Annotated in this window: 16 protein-coding genes; 5 read left to right on the top strand and 11 right to left on the bottom strand. The window is 70.6% G+C overall.

Annotation, left to right across the window (positions count from 1 at the left end; translation table 11 throughout):
- Positions 1 to 23 precede the first annotated feature (23 nt).
- A complete protein-coding gene (locus ACGFIO_RS10085; RefSeq protein WP_392824520.1) occupies positions 24 to 1,031 on the top strand; it encodes a cation diffusion facilitator family transporter in 1,008 nt (335 codons plus the stop codon).
- A gap of 11 nt (positions 1,032 to 1,042) precedes the next feature.
- Complete coding sequence (locus ACGFIO_RS10080) at positions 1,043 to 2,098, top strand: DUF3866 family protein (protein ID WP_392824517.1); 1,056 nt, start codon at positions 1,043 to 1,045, stop codon at positions 2,096 to 2,098.
- Positions 2,099 to 2,140: 42 nt separating this feature from the next.
- Here ACGFIO_RS10080 and ACGFIO_RS10075 read toward each other — a convergent pair whose 3' ends face one another.
- The gene (locus ACGFIO_RS10075) at positions 2,141 to 4,831 is read right to left on the bottom strand and encodes a BTAD domain-containing putative transcriptional regulator (protein WP_392824515.1); all 2,691 of its coding nucleotides are present in this window, start codon (positions 4,829 to 4,831) and stop codon (positions 2,141 to 2,143) included.
- A gap of 82 nt (positions 4,832 to 4,913) precedes the next feature.
- Between ACGFIO_RS10075 and ACGFIO_RS10070 the strand changes: the two genes are divergently transcribed.
- On the top strand, positions 4,914 to 5,579 hold the full coding sequence (locus ACGFIO_RS10070) for a hemerythrin domain-containing protein (protein ID WP_392824514.1): 666 nt from the start codon (positions 4,914 to 4,916) through the stop codon (positions 5,577 to 5,579).
- A 5-nt stretch (positions 5,580 to 5,584) separates the two neighbouring features.
- Here ACGFIO_RS10070 and ACGFIO_RS10065 read toward each other — a convergent pair whose 3' ends face one another.
- From ACGFIO_RS10065 to pafA, 3 genes are all read right to left on the bottom strand, one after another.
- Positions 5,585 to 6,889, bottom strand: a complete 1,305-nt coding sequence (locus tag ACGFIO_RS10065) for an MFS transporter (RefSeq protein ID WP_392824511.1) — start codon at positions 6,887 to 6,889, stop codon at positions 5,585 to 5,587.
- A gap of 127 nt (positions 6,890 to 7,016) precedes the next feature.
- Positions 7,017 to 7,208, bottom strand: a complete 192-nt coding sequence (locus ACGFIO_RS10060) for a hypothetical protein (RefSeq protein WP_392824509.1) — start codon at positions 7,206 to 7,208, stop codon at positions 7,017 to 7,019.
- Positions 7,208 to 8,566: a Pup--protein ligase gene (gene pafA, locus ACGFIO_RS10055; protein ID WP_392824507.1), complete on the bottom strand. Its 1,359-nt coding sequence runs from the start codon at positions 8,564 to 8,566 to the stop codon at positions 7,208 to 7,210. The genes ACGFIO_RS10060 and pafA overlap by 1 nt, the downstream gene beginning before the upstream one ends.
- 108 nt (positions 8,567 to 8,674) lie before the next feature.
- Here pafA and rfbB point away from each other — a divergent pair, with 108 nt between their 5' ends.
- A complete protein-coding gene (gene rfbB, locus ACGFIO_RS10050; RefSeq protein WP_392824504.1) occupies positions 8,675 to 9,649 on the top strand; it encodes a dTDP-glucose 4,6-dehydratase in 975 nt (324 codons plus the stop codon).
- Positions 9,650 to 9,749: 100 nt separating this feature from the next.
- Here rfbB and prcA read toward each other — a convergent pair whose 3' ends face one another.
- The 6 genes from prcA to arc all read right to left on the bottom strand — a co-directional run bounded on the left by prcA (position 9,750) and on the right by arc (position 15,768).
- The gene (gene prcA, locus ACGFIO_RS10045; RefSeq protein ID WP_392824501.1) at positions 9,750 to 10,559 is read right to left on the bottom strand and encodes a proteasome subunit alpha; all 810 of its coding nucleotides are present in this window, start codon (positions 10,557 to 10,559) and stop codon (positions 9,750 to 9,752) included.
- Between the two features lie 34 nt (positions 10,560 to 10,593).
- A complete protein-coding gene (gene prcB, locus ACGFIO_RS10040; RefSeq protein WP_392824499.1) occupies positions 10,594 to 11,433 on the bottom strand; it encodes a proteasome subunit beta in 840 nt (279 codons plus the stop codon).
- Entirely contained in the window at positions 11,352 to 11,963 is a 612-nt protein-coding gene (locus ACGFIO_RS10035; protein WP_392824497.1) for an endonuclease VII domain-containing protein, read from the bottom strand. The genes prcB and ACGFIO_RS10035 overlap by 82 nt, the downstream gene beginning before the upstream one ends.
- 64 nt (positions 11,964 to 12,027) lie before the next feature.
- Positions 12,028 to 12,243, bottom strand: coding sequence for a ubiquitin-like protein Pup (locus ACGFIO_RS10030; RefSeq protein WP_392824494.1), 216 nt, complete (start codon positions 12,241 to 12,243; stop codon positions 12,028 to 12,030).
- A 77-nt stretch (positions 12,244 to 12,320) separates the two neighbouring features.
- A complete protein-coding gene (dop, locus tag ACGFIO_RS10025; RefSeq protein ID WP_392824492.1) occupies positions 12,321 to 13,838 on the bottom strand; it encodes a depupylase/deamidase Dop in 1,518 nt (505 codons plus the stop codon).
- Between the two features lie 151 nt (positions 13,839 to 13,989).
- Entirely contained in the window at positions 13,990 to 15,768 is a 1,779-nt protein-coding gene (gene arc, locus ACGFIO_RS10020; RefSeq protein ID WP_392824490.1) for a proteasome ATPase, read from the bottom strand.
- Positions 15,769 to 15,944: 176 nt separating this feature from the next.
- Here arc and ACGFIO_RS10015 point away from each other — a divergent pair, with 176 nt between their 5' ends.
- Positions 15,945 to 16,244, top strand: a complete 300-nt coding sequence (locus tag ACGFIO_RS10015; protein ID WP_392824488.1) for a ferredoxin — start codon at positions 15,945 to 15,947, stop codon at positions 16,242 to 16,244.
- A 79-nt stretch (positions 16,245 to 16,323) separates the two neighbouring features.
- On the opposite strand, the gene ACGFIO_RS10010 is transcribed toward ACGFIO_RS10015, so the two are convergent.
- Positions 16,324 to 16,914, bottom strand: a complete 591-nt coding sequence (locus ACGFIO_RS10010; RefSeq protein ID WP_392824486.1) for a hypothetical protein — start codon at positions 16,912 to 16,914, stop codon at positions 16,324 to 16,326.
- Positions 16,915 to 16,947 lie beyond the last annotated feature (33 nt).

Here is a 16,947-nt window from a genome sequence, read left to right as displayed (position 1 = left end):
ACACCGCGGGGAAGGCTGATCAGGTGACATCACGTGACACCGCCCCCGTGGGCCTGGCCGGTGCGGCCGCGCCCGCCGAGGTCACCGAGAACGAAAGCGTCGGCACCGTCGTCGTCGCCGGCCTGGCCAACCTGGTCATCGCCGCCGCCAAGCTGGTCGCCGGGCTGCTCTCCGGCTCGGCCGCCATGCTGTCCGAGTCGGCGCACTCGCTGGCCGACACCGTCACCGAGGTCTTCCTGTACGTGGCGCTGCGGCGCGGCGGCAAGCCGGCCGACGAAGAACACCCGTTCGGGTACGGCAAGGAGAGCTTCGTCTGGGCCTTCATCGCCGCCCTGTTCACCTTCATCGGCGGCGCCGGCTTCTCGATCTATCACGGCGTCACGACAATCCTGTCCGGCGAGCACAGCGGGCACTATCTCCTCTCGTACATCGTGCTCGCCGTGTCCTTCATCGCCGAGGGCACCAGCTTCCTCAAGGCCCGGCGACAGGTACGCAACGAGTCCGAGCGCTGGGAGACCACGCCGGCCCGGTTCCTGCGCCTCACCCCCGACACGACCGTCAAGGCGGTGTTCTTCGAGGACTCGGCCGCGCTCGTGGGCCTCGTCCTGGCCGCCGTCGGCATCGCTCTGGCCCAGCTCACCGGCACCGAACTCGCCGACGGCATCGCCTCCATCCTGATCGGCCTGCTGCTCCTGGTGGTGGCCGGCACGCTGGCCCGCAGCAACGTGTCCCTGCTGGTCGGCCGGGCCGTACCCCGGCGCATGCACCAGCAGATCGCCGACGACCTGGCCGGCATCCCGGTCGTCACCGCCGTGCCCACGCTGCTCACCATGCAGCTCGGCCCGGGCGACATCCTGGTCGCGGCCAAGGTCGACTTCCACGATGAGGTCACCGGCGCGGACATCGAGGCCGCCTCCGACGAGGCCGAGGAACGCCTCCGCCGCCGCTACCCCGAGATCAGGTACGTGTTCCTCGACCCGACGCGTGGGTCGGCCGGACGCACTCACCGCGACGGCGGGGCGGACATATAGGGTCGCGGTTCATGGTGCGCTGGCGGTCCGGAACAGTCCTCTCGCTCGGCCGCACGTGGCGCGGCGCGGCCGAACTTCAGGTGCGGGTGGGTACGGACGAGGTCCGCGCGCTGGCCTACCCCGACCTGGTCGGCTCCCCCGCCGTCGGCGACCGTGTCCTGCTGAACGTCGGCGCGCAGGTCATGGGCCTGGGCACCGGCGGGTACGCGATGGTCGTCGCCATTCCCGACCGGCTGCCCGCCGACCCGGCCGCGCCCGGCACCACCCGCGACGCCGGCCACCTGGTCAAGGCCCGCTACACCCCGCTGCAGCCGATCCTGCTCGGGGTCGACGAGGAAGCCTCCCCGCACCGCGCGACCATGGCCGCGGCGGAGTCCCTGGACGGCATGCCCGTCGTCACGGCCGACCTGCACTCGGCCCTCCCGGCGATCCTGGCCGCCGTCCACGCCGACCGCCCCGCCGCCCGGGTCGCGTACGTGATGCTCGACGGCGGCGCGCTCCCGGCCTGGTTCTCCCGCACCCTCGACGGCCTCGCCCCGGCGCTGGCCGGCATCATCACCACGGGCCAGTCGTTCGGCGGCACCCTGGAGGCGAGCACGGTGCACACCGGACTGCTCGCCGCCCGCCACGTCCTGGCCGCCGACATCGCCGTCGTCACCCAGGGCCCCGGCAACCTCGGCACGGGCACCACCTGGGGTTTCTCCGGGGTATCGGTCGGCGAGGCGATCAACGCCGGGGCGACCCTGGGCGGCCGGGCCATCGGTTCGCTGCGCGTCTCGTCGGGCGACGGCCGCGCCCGCCACCAGGGCGTGTCGCACCACTCGGCGACCGCCTACGGCCGCGTCGCCCTGGCCCCGGCCGACATCGTCGTCCCGGCCGGCCTGCCCTTCCCGCTGCCGTCGCTCCCCCGGCACCGCATCGTGACCGTGCCGACCGACGGCCTCGCCGATGCCCTGCGCGCGTCGCCGGTCCCGCTGTCGACCATGGGCCGCTCCTACGACCAGGACCCGTGGTACTTCCTGGCCGCCGCAGCCGCCGGCCGGCACGCGGCCGGCCTCGTCGTCTGACCAAGGCGGGTTTCAGGACTCTGGACCTCGCTTCCGCGCGGACTACTGACCACGGCCCAGGACGGCGGCGGCCGTCTCCAGCAACGGCGGTTCGGCCGGCGGCGGCCCGGCATACCAGCCGTCCGGCCGGGCCGTACCGATGTAGGTGTGGCCCGGGCGGATGCCGTGGATGACGAGGCGACCGTGTACCGCCGCGCGCAGGACGCCGGCGTCGTCCCGGCGCCCCACACCGTCGAGGGCCAGCGCCCCGTGGTGCAGCACGGCCAGAACGCTGCTCAGGTCATCCTCGGCGCGGAACCGGTCGAGTGCCTGCCGCAGCAGGGGCAGCGCCTCGGCCGGGCGGGCCTCGGCGACCAGGTTCTGCGCGAGCATCAGCGCGCTGAGCGACCCGGCCCAGCGATGGTCGGCGGCACCCGCCACCGCGGCGCGCAGGTCGGACCGTCCCTCGGCGGCCCGGCCGGACAGGAGCAGGGCGGCACCGCGCGCCATCCGCGACGAGGTGATCAACCAGCGGGTGCCGGTCCCGGCGGCCAGCCGGCCCGCGTCGACGGCCGCGGCCAGGGCGAGCGCCGGGTCACCGTCCGGCATCTGCGCCAGCGCCTGGTAGAAGCGGACCTCCGCGTACAGCACCGGATGGTCCGTCTCGTCCCGGGACCGGACGGCTCCGGCGAGCAGGACCCGGGCGGCCTCGCCATCACCGCTCACGTAGGCGAGGCCGCCCAGGGCCGCCCGGGCCCGGACGACGTCGGCGCGCGGCGCTCCCGGCGCGGCGGTGAGCGCCGCCTCGAGCATCTTCCGGCCCTCGGCCAGCAGGCCGCTGCGGATCCAGAACCACATCAGCCGGCCGGCCGCCCGCAGTGCGTGCACCGGGGCCGCCGCCAGGTCGTGGGCCAGGGCGGCGCGGATGTTCGGCAGTTCGTCGCGGAGCACCGGCATCACCCGGGTGGATCCTTCCCCGCGCAGGTCGTCGGCGGCGCGGGCGATGACGCCACGGATCCAGGCGGCGTGCCGCTCGCGGCTGCCGGCCGGGTCGGGATCGATCGACCGGCAGTAGGCCCGGACGGTCTCCAGGAGCCGGTAACGGGCCGGGGCGACGGAGGTGTCGGCCGTCACCACCGACTGGCCGACCAGCGAGCCGAGGGTTTCCAGGGCGGCGGTACCGACCGCGTCGAGCGGGAAGCCGTCCTCAAACGGCCACAGCCCCAGCAGCAGGTCCCGTTCGGCCGGGGCGAGCAGGGCGACACTCCAGGCGATGGCGTCGTGCAGGGTCGCGTGCGGGCTCAGCCGGCCGTCCGGGATCCGGCCGAGGACGGCGAACCGGTCGCCGAGACGATCGCGCAGTTCACGTAGCCCGAACGTCCGGGTCTGGGCGGCGGCGAGTTCCAGGGCCAGCGGCAGCCGGTCGAGCGTGGTGGCGATCCGGGCCAGGTCGGCCCGGTCGTCCGGATCCGGCGTCCAGGCCGGCCGGCCCGCGCGGATCCGGTCGGTCAGCAACCGGACCGCGTCGTCCTCGCCCAGCGACGGCAGCGGCAGTGCCTGTTCGCCGTCGACGCCGAGCGGTGTCCGGCTGGTGGCGAGCACCCGCAGGTCCGGTGCCAGGCCGAGCAGGGCGGTCGCGAGCTGCCCCGCCGCCCGCGGAAGATGCTCACAGTTGTCGAGCACCAGCAGGCCGCCGGGGCGCAGGCCCCGGGCCACCGCCGCCAGCACGTCACCGGCCACGTCGCGGACGCCCACCGCGGCGGCGACGGCGTACGGCACGAACCCGGGCTCGGCCACGCCGGCCAGCCGCACCAGGTACACCGGCCGGTCGGCGGGGCGGGCGGCCGCGTACTCGACGGCGGTCCTGGTCTTGCCCGCGCCGGCCGGGCCAACGATCGTCACCAGGCGATGGCCGGTCAGGAGGCCGGCCAGCAGGGCCAGATCACGGTCTCGGCCGACGAACGAGGACAGCGGCCGGGCGATCGCCGGGGCGCGGACGGCGGCCGACAGACCGGGATCCTGGCGGAGCACCCGCTGTTCCAGGTCACGCAATTCGCCGCCCGGCTCGACGCCGAGCTCGCCGGCCAGCACCGTGCGGACCCGGCCGAGCGCCTCGACCGCGGCCGCCGGACGGCCGTCCCGGTAGAGGGCGAGCACCAGCAGAGCCCACCGGCGTTCCCGGTACGGCTCGGCCTGGACCAGCGCCTCCAGGTCGGCGACGGCGCCCGTGGCGTCGCCGGTGGCCAGGCGGGCGGCGGCGGCCTCCTCGGCCACGGTGGCGCGCTGTTCGGCCAGGGCGGTCCGGGCCGCCGCCACCTCGTCGTCGCCGCACAGTTCGGCGTACGGTTCGCCCCGCCACAACCGCAGCGCCTCGCCGTACGCCGCGTACGCGTCGGCCGGGCGTCCCGCGTCGGCCAGTGACCGGCCGTCGGCGATCAGCCGGGTGAACCGCTCCACGTCCGTACCGCCGGGTCCGATGGCGAGCCGGTAGCCGCCCGTCGTCCGTCCGAGGATCTGCGGGCCGGGACCGTCGAGCACCCGCCGCAGCCGGGACGCGTACACCTGAAGGGTCCGGCCGGGATCGACCGGCGCCCGGTCGGTCCAGACCGCGTCCGCGAGCCGGTCGTCGGTCACCGGTCGCCCCGCCGCGCCGACCAGCGCGGCGAGCATCCGCCGGGGCCGCGGCCCGCCGACGTCGACGGGCCGGCCGTCGCGGGTCACCTGGAGCGGGCCGAGGACGGCGAAGCTGAGCACGACGGAGATGATCGCAAGCCGCGGCGCCGGACTGAAACACGTCTGCAGGAGAACTGAAGGGCCGGACCCGCAGAGTGCCCTGATGCACAACGAGAAGATGGCCGACAGCCGCGACATGATCGGCGCGCACGACGCCATTCGGCGCCAGTTCGCCGACCTGCCCGGCCTGATCAGCGGGGTCGCGGGTGGCGACGAACGCGGTACGGCGGTCGTCGCGGCGCACGTCCTGCTGATGGCCGAGTTCCTGCACGCGCACCATGCCAGCGAGGACGCCCACGTCTGGCCGAAGCTGCTGGATCGGTGCCCCACGGAGGTCCGGCCGGTGGTCGCGACGATGGAGTCCCAGCACGGACTCGTCGACCGGGAGCTGCAGGCCCTGACCGCGGCCGCGCGGCGCTGGTCGGCCTCGGCCGACGCCGGTGACCGGGACGCGCTGGCCGGCGTGGCCGACCGGCTCCTGGCGCCGCTGCGCGAGCACCTGGCGCTGGAGGAGAAGGAGGTGCTGCCGCTCATCGACCGCTACCTGACCGACCGCGAATGGAAGGCGACGGTGGCCGCGTCGCTGGGCAAGGTGCCGCTCGGCCGGCGGCCGATGATGCTGGGCCTGGCGCTGGACGGGGCCGACGAGGAACAGATCGGCCTGTTTCGGGCGGCCGTGCCGGCGGTGGCCTGGTACATCCTCGGGCCGATCGGCCGGCGCGCCTACCGCGTCTACCGGGGTCGGCTGGTGGCGACCGGCCGTCGCTGACCCGGCTACCGCGCGCTCGCCGTGCCGGCCCCGGCCGAGGCCGGCAGGTCACCGCGGCCGCGTGGGAGCAGGAAGATCAGGGCCAGCAGACCGAGCGCACAGCAGCCGATGATGTACCAGCTGATGCCCGTGCTCGACCCGGTGTCCTGGAGGATCTTCGTGGCGATCAGCGGCGCCGGGCCGCCGGCGATGACCGACGCCAGCTGGTAGCCAAGGCCGGCGCCCGAATAGCGCAGGTTGGCGCCGAAGCGTTCGGCGATCAGGGCGGCCTGGGGACCGTACTGCATGTCGTGGAAGACCAGGCTGATCACGATGGCCAGCAGGATCAGGCCGGAGGTCTTGGTGTCGAGCAGGCCGAAGTACGGGAACGCGAAGGCACCGGTCAACACGATGCCGGTGCCGTAGACGCGGCGGCGGCCGAAGCGGTCGGAGAGGTGCCCGAAGAGCGGGACGCTGACCAGGCCGATGGTGGCGGCGATCAGGATGTCGTCGAGCAGGCCGTCGCGGGCCAGGCCCAGCTGTTTCGTGCCGTAGGTCAGGACGAAGCTGGTGAACAGGTAGAACGGGGCCTGCTCGCCGAGCCGGACGAACGCCGAACCGATGATCGTGCGCCACTCGGTGCGGATGACCTCGACCAGCGGGCGGTGGGCGACGGCGCCGGTCTCGACCACCGAGGTGAACTCGGGGCTCTCCACGACCCGCAGGCGCACGTACAGGCCGATGCCGATCAGCACGACGCTGAGCAGGAACGGGATGCGCCAGCCCCAGCTGTCGAACGACGGGCCGGTCCAGTCGCTGGTCAGCCGGACCACGCCGGTCGAGGTGACCAGGCCGAGCGGGACGCCGACCTGCGGCCAGCTGGCGAAGAAGCCGCGCCGGCCGGTGGTGCCCCACTCCATCGACAGCAGCACCGAGCCGCCCCATTCGCCGCCGACCCCGATGCCCTGGCCGATGCGCAGCAGGACGAGCAGGATCGGCGCCAGGTAGCCGATGGAGTCGTAGGTCGGTAGCACCCCGATCAGCGTGGTCGTGGCGCCCATCAGCACCAACGTGGCGATGAGGGTGGCCTTGCGCCCGATCCGGTCGCCGTAGTGCCCGAAGATCGCGGCGCCGACCGGGCGGGCCACGAACCCGACGAACTGCGTGCCGAACGACAGCAGGATGCCGGTGAAGGCGGCGTGGTTGGGGAAGAACAGCGCCGGAAAGATCAACGACGCGGCCGTGTTGTAGAGGAAGAAGTCGTACCACTCGATGGTAGTGCCGACGGTGCTGGCGACAACAGCGCGACGGCGGTTCGCGGCGGCGTCCATCCGTTAAATATCGGCGTGTATCAATAACAAATCAAGAGCGGATGTCGCATCTGAGTGGGTGGTACAGACCGCTGCCCGCCGAGGGTCGGCACCACCCACCAAGCTACGACCGGCATTTGAATGTGATCTATGAAGTGATGATCAGCCACAGCCAACCCGCCAGGATGACGCCGAGGACGGCCGCCATCACCCAGGTCGGGACCTTGTGGCCACCGGCCCGGTTGCGCTGGATCTCGGCCCGGATCTTGGCGCGCCGGCGCTCGACCCGGCCCCACAGGACATCTTCGATCGAACGTTCCGACTCCCGCTCGGCGTCCATCACATGCTGGCGATGAGGCGTTCGACGCGCTCGTCGTAGGCCCGGAACGGGTCCTTGCACAGCACCGTCCGCTGGGCCTGGTCGTTCAGCTTGAGGTGCACCCAGTCGACGGTGAAGTCGCGCCGCTTCTCCTGGGCGTGGCGGATGAACTCGCCGCGCAGCCGGGCCCGGGTGGTCTGCGGCGGCGTCTCCTTGGCCTCGAAGATCTCCAGGTCGTTGGCGATCCGGTCGACCTGCTTGCGCTTCTCCATCAGCGCGTACAGTCCGCGGCCGCGACGCACGTCGTGGTAGGCCAGGTCGAGCTGGGCGATCCGCGGGTGGCTCATCGGGATCTGGTGCTTGGCCTGGTACTTCTCGATCAGCTTGTACTTCGAGACCCAGTCGATCTCACGCGACACCGGGTCGAGGTCGCCCGACTCGATCGCGTTGAGCACCCGGCCCCACAGCTCGACGACCCGCTTGGCGGTCTGGTCGCCGCCGCGGCGCTCGACGAACTCGGTCGCCTTGGCCAGGTATTCCTGCTGGATCTCGAGCGCGCTGACCTCCTTGTTGTTGGCCAGGCGGATCTTGCGGCGGCCGGTGACGTCGTGGCTGACCTCGCGGATGGCCCGGATCGGGTTCTCCAGCGAAAGGTCGCGCATGACCACCCCGGCCTCGATCATCCGCAGCACGATGTCGGCGCTGCCGACCTTGAGCAGGGTGGTGACCTCGTTCATGTTCGAGTCGCCGACGATCACGTGCAGGCGGCGGTAGCGTTCGGCGTCGGCGTGCGGCTCGTCGCGGGTGTTGATGATCGGGCGGCTGCGGGTGGTGGCGCTGGAGACGCCCTCCCAGATGTGCTCGGCCCGCTGCGACAGGCAGAAGACCGCGCCGCGCGGGGTCTGCAGCACCTTGCCCGCCCCGCAGATGAGCTGGCGGGTGACCAGGAACGGGATCAGCACGTCGGCCAGCCGGCCGAACTCGCCGTGCCGGGAGACCAGATAGTTCTCGTGGCAGCCGTACGAGTTGCCGGCCGAGTCGGTGTTGTTCTTGAACAGGTAGATCTCGCCCGCGATGCCCTCGTCGTGCAGCCGTTTCTCGGCGTCGACGAGCAGGCCCTCGAGGATCCGCTCGCCGGCCCGGTCGTGCGCGACCAGGTCGGTGACCGAGTCGCACTCGGGGGTCGCGTATTCCGGGTGGGAGCCGACATCGAGGTAGAGGCGGGCGCCGTTGCGGAGGAACACGTTGCTGCTGCGGCCCCAGGACACCACGCGGCGGAACAGGTACCGGGCAACCTCGTCGGGCGAGAGCCGCCGCTGCCCCCGATACGTGCACGTGACGCCGTACTCGGTCTCGAGCCCGAAAATTCGCCGTTCCATGGCAAAACACTAGCCGTCCTAGACCCGTGATTGGCAGTCACCACTCCCCGTTTCCCCGGGCGTCACCCATGTTTCGATGCCGCCACCTGCGGATACACTGCCGACGGGATGAAATTACTGGTCACCGGCGGGGCCGGCTTCATCGGTTCGCATCTGGTCCGGAGCGTGCTCGCCGACCGCGTGCCCGGGCTCGAGGGCGCCCGGGTGACAGTGCTGGACAAGCTGACGTACGCCGGAAATCTCGCCAACCTGGGCCCGGTGGCCGAGAGCGCCCGCCTCGACTTCGTGCCCGGCGACGTCGCCGACGCGCCTCTGGTGGACACCGTGCTGCGCGGCGTCGACGCGATCGTGCACGCCGCGGCCGAGTCGCACGTCGACCGGTCGATCCTGGCCGCCGGCGACTTCGCCGTGACCAACGTAATCGGCACCCAGGTGCTCCTGGACGCCGCCCTGCGCCACGGCACGCCCCGTTTCCTGCAGGTCTCCACCGACGAGGTGTACGGCTCGATCCGCACCGGGACGTGGACCGAGCGGTCGCCGGTCGCGCCCAATTCGCCCTACGCGGCCACCAAGGCCGCCGCCGACCTGCTGGCCCTCGCCTACCACCGCACCCACGGCCTGCCCGTGGTGGTCACCCGGTGCGGCAACAACTACGGCCCCCACCAGCACCCGGAGAAGCTGATCCCGCGGTTCGTCACGAACCTGCTGCGCGGCCGTTCGGTGCCCCTCTACGGCGACGGCGGCCAGGTCCGCGACTGGGTGCACGTGGACGACCACTGCCGCGGCCTGGCGCTGGCCCTGACCGAGGGCAAGCCCGGCGAGGTCTACCACATCGGCGGCTCGACCGAACTGACCAACCGCGAGCTCACCGGCCGCCTGTTGGAGCTGCTCGGCGCCGGCGACGAACGGATCGAGCACGTGACCGACCGCAAGGGCCACGATTTCCGGTACGCCCTGGACGACGACCGCATCCGCCAGGAGCTCGGCTACCGTCCCCGGATCGCCTTCGAGGACGGACTGGCCGCCACCGTCGCGTGGTATCGCGACAACGAACCCTGGTGGCGGCCCTCGGTCGTCGACTGACCGGTCGGGCCGTCGCTCAGCCCGGCCCGACCCGGCGGCCGGCCGCTACTCGTCGACCGGCCCCCGTGTCGCTACCTGTCTTGCGGCCCCCGCGCCGCCGCTACTTGTCTTCCGGCTTCTCGTCGTGGCCCTCGGAGGCGGCGCTGACCGTCGGCTTGTCCTCGCCCGGGGCCGGCGCGCCGGCGTCACCCGGCTCCTTCTCGGGCACGTCCTTGCCGCCCTCCAGCAGCGTGGTCAGCGCGGCCCCGGCGATCCGGCGGAAGGCCCGGCCCTTACGCGTACGGTCGAGCACGGCCACCTCGAGCTGCTTGGCCTCCAGCTCGCGGCGGTTGCCGTTCTCCCCGCCCACGCTGCCCAGCGCCTCCACGGCCAGCTTGAGCGCGGCGCCCGCGTCGGCGGCGGCGTCGTGCCGGTCCTTGAGCACCGCGGCGATCGCCTCGGCCTGCCCGCCCATGGCCATGAAGCCCGGCTCGTCCATCACCGAGCCGTCGTAGGTGATCCGGTACAGCTCGTCGGCCTCCGGCGTGGCACCGACCTGCGCGACGCAGATCTCCACCTCGTAGGGCTTCTGCGTCTCGCTGAAGATCGCGCCCAGCGTCTGCGTGTACGCGTTGGCCAGCGCCCGCCCGGTCACGTCGCGCCGGTCGTAGGACAGTCCGAGCATGTCGGCCATCCGGATCCCGGCCCGGCGCAGCGACTCGAACTCGTTGTACCGTCCGACCGCCGCGAACCCGATCTTGTCGTACAACTCGCTGATCTTTCGCAGCGACGTCAGGTTCTCGGCGACCAGCAGGATCCCGCCGCTGTACGAGAGCACGACGGCGGACCGGCCCCGCGCGATGCCCTTGCGGGCGTACTCCGAGCGGTCCCGCTGGACCTGCTCGGGTGATGCGTAGAACTGCATGGCCACGGGTGGCTGCTCCTCTTCTCGTCTCGGCGCGGGGTCAGCCGCCCGGGTTCTCCATGCGTCCGGAGACCACCTGCTCGGCGATCGCGGTGATCTCGGTGTCGGTGAGCCGGTGCGTGCCGTCCGCGGTCGCGGTCATCACCACCGGGTAGATCTTGCGGGTCAGGTCGGGCCCGCCGGTCGCGGTGTCGTCGTCGGCGGCGTCGTAGAGCGCCTCCACCGCCAGCACGATCGCGTCCTGGGTGCTGACCCCCGGGCGGAACTTCTTCTTCAGCGCCGACTTGGCGAACAGCGAGCCCGAGCCGACCGCGTCGTACCCGGTCTCCTCGTACAGCCCGCCGGCCACGTCGAAGCTGAAGATCCGCCCCGGCCGCGCCGGGTCGGCCGGCGTCAGGTCGTAGCCCGCGAACAGCGGAACCACGGCCAGACCCTGCATGGCCGCGCCGAGGTTGCCGCGCACCATGCCGGCCAGCCGGTTGGCCTTACCGTCGAGGGACAGCATCGCGCCCTCGGTCTTCTCGTAGTGCTCCAGCTCGACCTGGAAGATCCGCATCAGCTCGATGCCTATGCCGGCCGTCCCGGCGATGCCGATGAGCGAGTACGCGTCGGCCGGGTGCACCTTCTCGATGTCCCGGCTGGCGATCAGGTTGCCCATCGTCGCCCGCCGGTCGCCGGCCATCACGACACCCTCAGCGGTCTGGATCGCGATGATCGTGGTGCCGTGCGGTGCCACGTCCCCCGCCAGCTGCGGTGGCACCGGCCGCCGCCCGGGAAGCAGTTCCGGCGCGGCCTTGCTCAGGAACTGCGTGAAGGAAGACGTCCCCGGCTCGAAGAACACATCTGGTAGACGCCCGGATGGATCAAAACCCGCTGCCACGTGGTTCCCTTCAGATATTCGATCGCACTGGCAAGGACCACCGGGTTGTCCCGGAACTGCCCCAGACCGCCGTTGCAGTTGAAGCACAATATCCCGCGAACCCGGCCGGTGCGATGGTCGTGATCAACGTGTTGAGGGTCGCCCGCGCCACAGATTGCACAGAGCCCGCCCTGCCCCGCCAGCATCACGTCGAACTCAGCCTGACCGATGCCGTAGCGACGCCGCAGGTGGTACTCGCGGTTGCCGCCGTAGAGACGCTCCTTGCTCTCCTTCCCGCGGGCGGCGTGACACGGCAGACAGTACGAGTGGTAGCCGGACTTCCGGCCCCGCGTGCGCGCGAACTGATCGAGCGGCTTGACGGAATCACAGTCAGGGCACCACTTGGAACCCTCAGAAACCGGTGACGGCGACCGCCGCTGCTCCTTGATTCCGCGCTTTCGCCGACTCGTCTCCGAACGCCGAGCAGCGCATTGCTTGCAATAGAAGGCAAAGCCATCCGCACGCCGGGCGTTGCGGTGAAAATCCTCCACCGGCAACAACCGGCCGCACTGAGGGCAAGACTTCATGTCCGACTCCCAAAATCGGACATATGCCTCATTGTCCCCCTTTTTGCACGTACCCTCTCACGAATTCTTCGGCGTTTTCTTCCAGGACCGAGTCGATTTCGTCGAGCAGGTCGTCGACGTCCTCGGTGATTTCCGCGTGGCGCTCGGCCACCTCGGGGTTGGCCTCGGTGGTGACGTCCTCGATCTCCTGGTCGCTGCGTCCCTTGCCGGACTGCGACTGGCCGCCGGTGTCTCGGGTTGCCATCGGACTCCCCCTTCTGTCCCGCCCCGCTGATCGAACGGGATGTAAGAAAATCTACCTCGCCCGTACGACGAAAAGCCTTACCGGCTCGTGATGACCTCGAGCAGGTCCTTGGCACTCTCGCACTTGTCGAACAAGGCCCCGACGTGCTTCTTGGTGCCGCGCTCGGGCTCCATCATCGGAACCCGGACGAGCGACTCCCGCCCGACGTCGAAGATCACCGAGTCCCAGCTGGCCGCGACCACTTCGGACGCGTACTGGGCGAGGCACCGGCCGCGGAAGTAGGCGCGGGTGTCCTCCGGGGGCTCGACCATGGCCTGGCGTACGGCGTCGTCGTCGAGCAGGGTCTTCATCGAGCCGCGGGCCACCAGGCGGTGGTAGAGGCCCTTCTCCGGGCGTACGTCGGCGTACTGCAGGTCGACCAGCTGGAGCTTGGGCGACGACCAGCCGAGGTCCTCGCGTTCCCGGTAGCCCTCGAGCAGCCGCAGCTTGGCCACCCAGTCGAGGGTGTCGGAGCAGGTCATCGGGTCGCGGCCGAGGCGGTCGAGGATGTCCTCCCAGCGGCGCAGGATGTCGGCGGTCTGCTCGTCGGTGTCGGTGCCGTACCGCTCGTCGCAGAAGTCTTTCGCCCGTTCGAAGTACGCCCACTGCAGATCGAGCGCGGTGAGCCGGCGGCCGTCGCGCAGCCGCATGAGGTGCTTGAGCGACGGGTCGTGGCTGACCGCCTTGAGCTCGCTGACCGGGTCGGCGATGCCGAGCTCGCCGGTGAACACCTTTTCCTCGATCATGTTGAGCACCAGCGAGGTGGTGCCGATCTTGAGGTAGGTGGCGATCTCGGAGAGGTTGGCGTCGCCGATGATGACGTGCAGCCGGCGGTATTTGTCGGCATCCGAGTGCGGTTCGTCGCGGGTGTTGATGATCGGCCGCTTGAGGGTGGTCTCCAGGCCGACCTCGACCTCGAAGAAGTCGGCGCGGGAGGAGATCTGGAAGCCGGAGCCGGAGCCGTCCTGGCCGATGCCGACCCGGCCGACCCCGGTGAAGATCTGCCGGGTGACGAAGAACGGGGTCAGGTGGGCCACGATGTCGGCGAACGGGGTCTGCCGGCGCATCAGGTAGTTTTCGTGCGACCCGTACGAGGCGCCCTTGTTGTCGGTGTTGTTCTTGTACAGCTGGATCCGGTGCGTGCCGGGGATGGTGGCGGCCCGGCGCGACGCCTCGGCCATCACGCGCTCGCCGGCCTTGTCCCAGCGGACGACGTCGAGCGGGTTGGTGCACTCGGGGGTGCTGTATTCGGGGTGCGCGTGGTCGACGTAGAGGCGGGCGCCGTTGGTCAGTATCACGTTGGCCAGGCCGAGGTCTTCGTCGGCGAGCGCGTCGGCCGGGTCGTAGGCGGCGCCGGAGTAGGTGAAGCCGCGCGCGTCGCGCAGTGGTGACTCTTCCTCGTAGTCCCAGCGGGCGCGTCCGCCGCGGGTCAGTTCGGGCCGGGCGCCGTACGCGTTGACCACCTGCGATGAGGTGACCATCGGGTTCGCGCCGGGCTGGCCGGGGACCGATATGCCGTACTCGACCTCGGTGCCCATGATCCGTCGAACGCTCATGCCGCAGCTCCACCCGCCGTTTTCGCCGTGCCCTTGCATCGAGCCTAGACGCTTCGCGTTCCGTTCACGCGTCCGGCTGTGCGCGACGCGGTACGCAGAGTGCCAAAAGCGGGCGGAGGGATCACCCTCCGCCCGCTTGTGGAAAACGTGATTACAGGTACTGACCGGTGTTGCTGGCCGTTTCGATGGACCGGCCGGCCTCGGCGCCCTTGCCGCCGGAGACGAGCGTGCGGATGTAGACGATCCGCTCGCCCTTCTTGCCGGAGATGCGGGCCCAGTCGTCCGGGTTGGTGGTGTTGGGCAGGTCCTCGTTCTCGCGGAACTCGTCGACGCAACTGTCGAGCAGGTGCTGCAGGCGCAGCCCCTTCTTGCCGGAGGTGAGGAACTCCTTGATGGCCATCTTCTTGCCACGGTCGACGATGTTCTGGATCATCGCGCCGGAGTTGAAGTCCTTGAAGTACAGGACCTCCTTGTCACCGTTGGCGTAGGTGACCTCCAGGAAGCGGTTCTCCTCGGACTCGGTGTACATCCGCAGCACGACCGCCTCGATCATGGCGGCGACCGTGGCGTCGGTGTTCCCACCGTGCTCGGCGACGTCGTCAGAGCTGAGCGGCAGGCCGGGGAGGATGTACTTGGCGAAGATGTCCTTCGCCGCCTCCGCGTCCGGACGCTCGATCTTGATCTTCACGTCCAGTCGGCCGGGCCGCAGGATGGCCGGGTCGATCATGTCCTCGCGGTTGGACGCGCCGATCACGATCACGTTCTCCAGGCCCTCGACGCCGTCGATCTCGCTGAGGAGCTGGGGGACGATGGTGTTCTCGACGTCGCTGGAGACACCGGAGCCACGGGTCCGGAAGATCGAGTCCATCTCGTCGAAGAACACGATCACCGGCGTACCCTCGCCGGCCTTCTCCCTCGCCCGCTGGAAGACCAGGCGGATGTGCCGCTCGGTCTCACCCACGTACTTGTTGAGCAGTTCCGGGCCCTTGATGTTGAGGAAGTAGCTGGTGTGCTTCTCCTCACCCCGGCGCTCGGCGATCTTCTTGGCCAGCGAGTTCGCCACCGCCTTGGCGATCAGGGTCTTGCCACAGCCGGGCGGGCCGTAGAGCAGGATGCCCTTCGGCGGGCGCAGCTGGTGCTCCCGGAACAGGTCGGCGTGCAGGAACGGCAGCTCGACCGCGTCGCGAATCTGCTCGATCTGGGAGTGCAGGCCACCGATGTCGGTGTAGTCGACGTCGGGCACCTCCTCCAGGACGAGCTCCTCGACCTCGCTCTTCGGAATCCGCTCGTAGGCGTAGGCCGAACGCGGCTCGATCATCAGCGAGTCGCCCGCGCGCAGCGTGCCGCCGATCAGCGAGTCGGCCAGGTGGACGATGCGCTCCTCGTCGGCGTGCGAGACGACCAGGGCGCGGTCGCCCGGGCCGCCGGCCGGGTCGGCCAGCACCTCCTTGAGCAGCACGACCTCGCCGACCCGCTCGTAGCCGAACGCGTCGACCACGTTGAGCGCGTCGTTGAGCAGGACCTCCTGGCCGCGCTTGAGCTCCTCGGCCTCGAGGCTCGGCGACAGCGCCACCCGGAGCTTGCGGCCGCCGGTGAAGACATCGACGGTGCCGTCCTCGTGGGCGGCGAGGAATACGCCGTAGCCGCTGGGCGGCTGGGCGAGCCGGTCAATCTCCTCTTTGAGAGTGACGATCTGGGATCGGGCTTCCTTGAGGGTCGCCACGAGCCGGTCGTTGTTCTCGGTCAGTCGGGCCAGCTGCGCCTGCGTCGCCGCGAGCCGTTCCTCGAGCTGCCGGACGTGTCGGGGGCTTTCGGTCAGCTTGCGCCGTACCAGAGCGAGTTCCTCCTGCAGGAACGCAACCTGGCTGGAGAGATCGTTGGCCTCTTTCTCCCAACGTGCGGCGCCAGACGCCTCGTCGCTACGTGCCACGTCCCACCTCCCCGGGGGCTCGAACGTCTTGAGAGATAACACTAGCGGCTGCACGGGGGATTTAGACCCATGCAACACCCTCGTAGCGAAAGCTTGATCACCAACGGAATACCGCGCAATCGACTTGTCGGCCGGTTCGGTTACCGTGGAGGAGTCTGGGCTAGGGAAGGAAAACGGTGACGACGGAGACTGAGACCGCGCAGCTCGAGGTGTGGGTCGACCAGGACCTGTGCACCGGCGACGGGCTGTGCGTGCAGTACGCGCCCGAGGTCTTCGAGTTCGACATCGACGGCCTTGCCTACGTCAAGGACAGTGCCGGTGAGCTGCTGCAATCCCCCGGTGTGCGCACCGATGTGCCGGCCCACCTGAGGCTCGAGGTGATCGACGCGGCCAAGGAGTGCCCAGGCGACTGCATCCACGTGGTGCGCAGCCGGGACGACGTCGAGGTGGCCGGACCGGACGCCGACGACGCTTAGCAAGACCCTTTTTCCGTATGATGAACGGCCGCTGGGTTAAATCTCACAGCCGTGCCGGGTGCGACAAACGTCGCGAAGGTCACAAAGTGGGACGGCCGACCAGCGACGCCACCACGCGGGAAAACTCCTCCAGCCGCTGGATCTGGCCGGGGCCGCCGTCGTCCAGCGTCTTGCCGAAGCGCAGCGCGTCGTGCCGCAGCGCGGCCCGCGACTCCTCCTCGGCCATCCCGGGCGGCGGGGCGGCGTCGTCGACCGAGCTCAGCAGCAGGTAGACGTCGATGCTGTCGACCCGCGCCTGCCCGGTCGAGGTGCGGGTGAGCCGCCGCCGGCAGCCCACCTCGGTGACCGTGGACAGCGGGACCACCCGCAGCGACGAGGTCATCGAGCCGACCGGCCCGTCACCGGGGGCCACGTCCTCACCGTGCCAGAGCACCAGCCGGCTGCCGTCGCAGATGACGACCTCCTGCCAGACGCCGTTCACCTCGTTGACGAAGCGCTCCAGCGTGAAGCACAGCACCTCGGCGCCGCGCAGCACCCCGAACAGGGCGTCCAGTGCCACCTCGGGATCGCGCAGGTAGGCCCGCGCGGCCGAGTCGAGATCCTGGTAGGGCGACCAGTCCGGGAACACCGCCGGCATCTCGTTGCTGCCGCCGAACGGCGGAGAACTCATCGCGCCCACCCGGTCCCTCCCGCTTTCACCGTT

The sequence above is a fragment of the Actinoplanes sp. NPDC049265 genome (assembly GCF_043197135.1).
Taxonomy (GTDB): domain Bacteria; phylum Actinomycetota; class Actinomycetes; order Mycobacteriales; family Micromonosporaceae; genus Actinoplanes.
The sequence above is the reverse complement of the archived record's forward strand: the minus strand, read 5'-3'. Positions and strand labels throughout refer to the sequence as shown.

What these genes read in the sequence shown, in the direction of transcription:
- ACGFIO_RS10080 (WP_392824517.1), top strand. Translation starts at nt 1,043, where the DNA reads ATGGTGCGCTGGCGGTCCGGAACAGTCCTCTCGCTCGGCCGCACGTGG.
- ACGFIO_RS10070 (WP_392824514.1), top strand. Translation starts at nt 4,914, where the DNA reads ATGCACAACGAGAAGATGGCCGACAGCCGCGACATGATCGGCGCGCAC.
- ACGFIO_RS10065 (WP_392824511.1), bottom strand. Translation starts at nt 6,889, where the DNA reads ATGGACGCCGCCGCGAACCGCCGTCGCGCTGTTGTCGCCAGCACCGTC.
- ACGFIO_RS10060 (WP_392824509.1), bottom strand. Translation starts at nt 7,208, where the DNA reads ATGGACGCCGAGCGGGAGTCGGAACGTTCGATCGAAGATGTCCTGTGG.
- pafA (WP_392824507.1), bottom strand. Translation starts at nt 8,566, where the DNA reads ATGGAACGGCGAATTTTCGGGCTCGAGACCGAGTACGGCGTCACGTGC.
- rfbB (WP_392824504.1), top strand. Translation starts at nt 8,675, where the DNA reads ATGAAATTACTGGTCACCGGCGGGGCCGGCTTCATCGGTTCGCATCTG.
- ACGFIO_RS10030 (WP_392824494.1), bottom strand. Translation starts at nt 12,243, where the DNA reads ATGGCAACCCGAGACACCGGCGGCCAGTCGCAGTCCGGCAAGGGACGC.
- dop (WP_392824492.1), bottom strand. Translation starts at nt 13,838, where the DNA reads ATGAGCGTTCGACGGATCATGGGCACCGAGGTCGAGTACGGCATATCG.
- ACGFIO_RS10010 (WP_392824486.1), bottom strand. Translation starts at nt 16,914, where the DNA reads ATGAGTTCTCCGCCGTTCGGCGGCAGCAACGAGATGCCGGCGGTGTTC.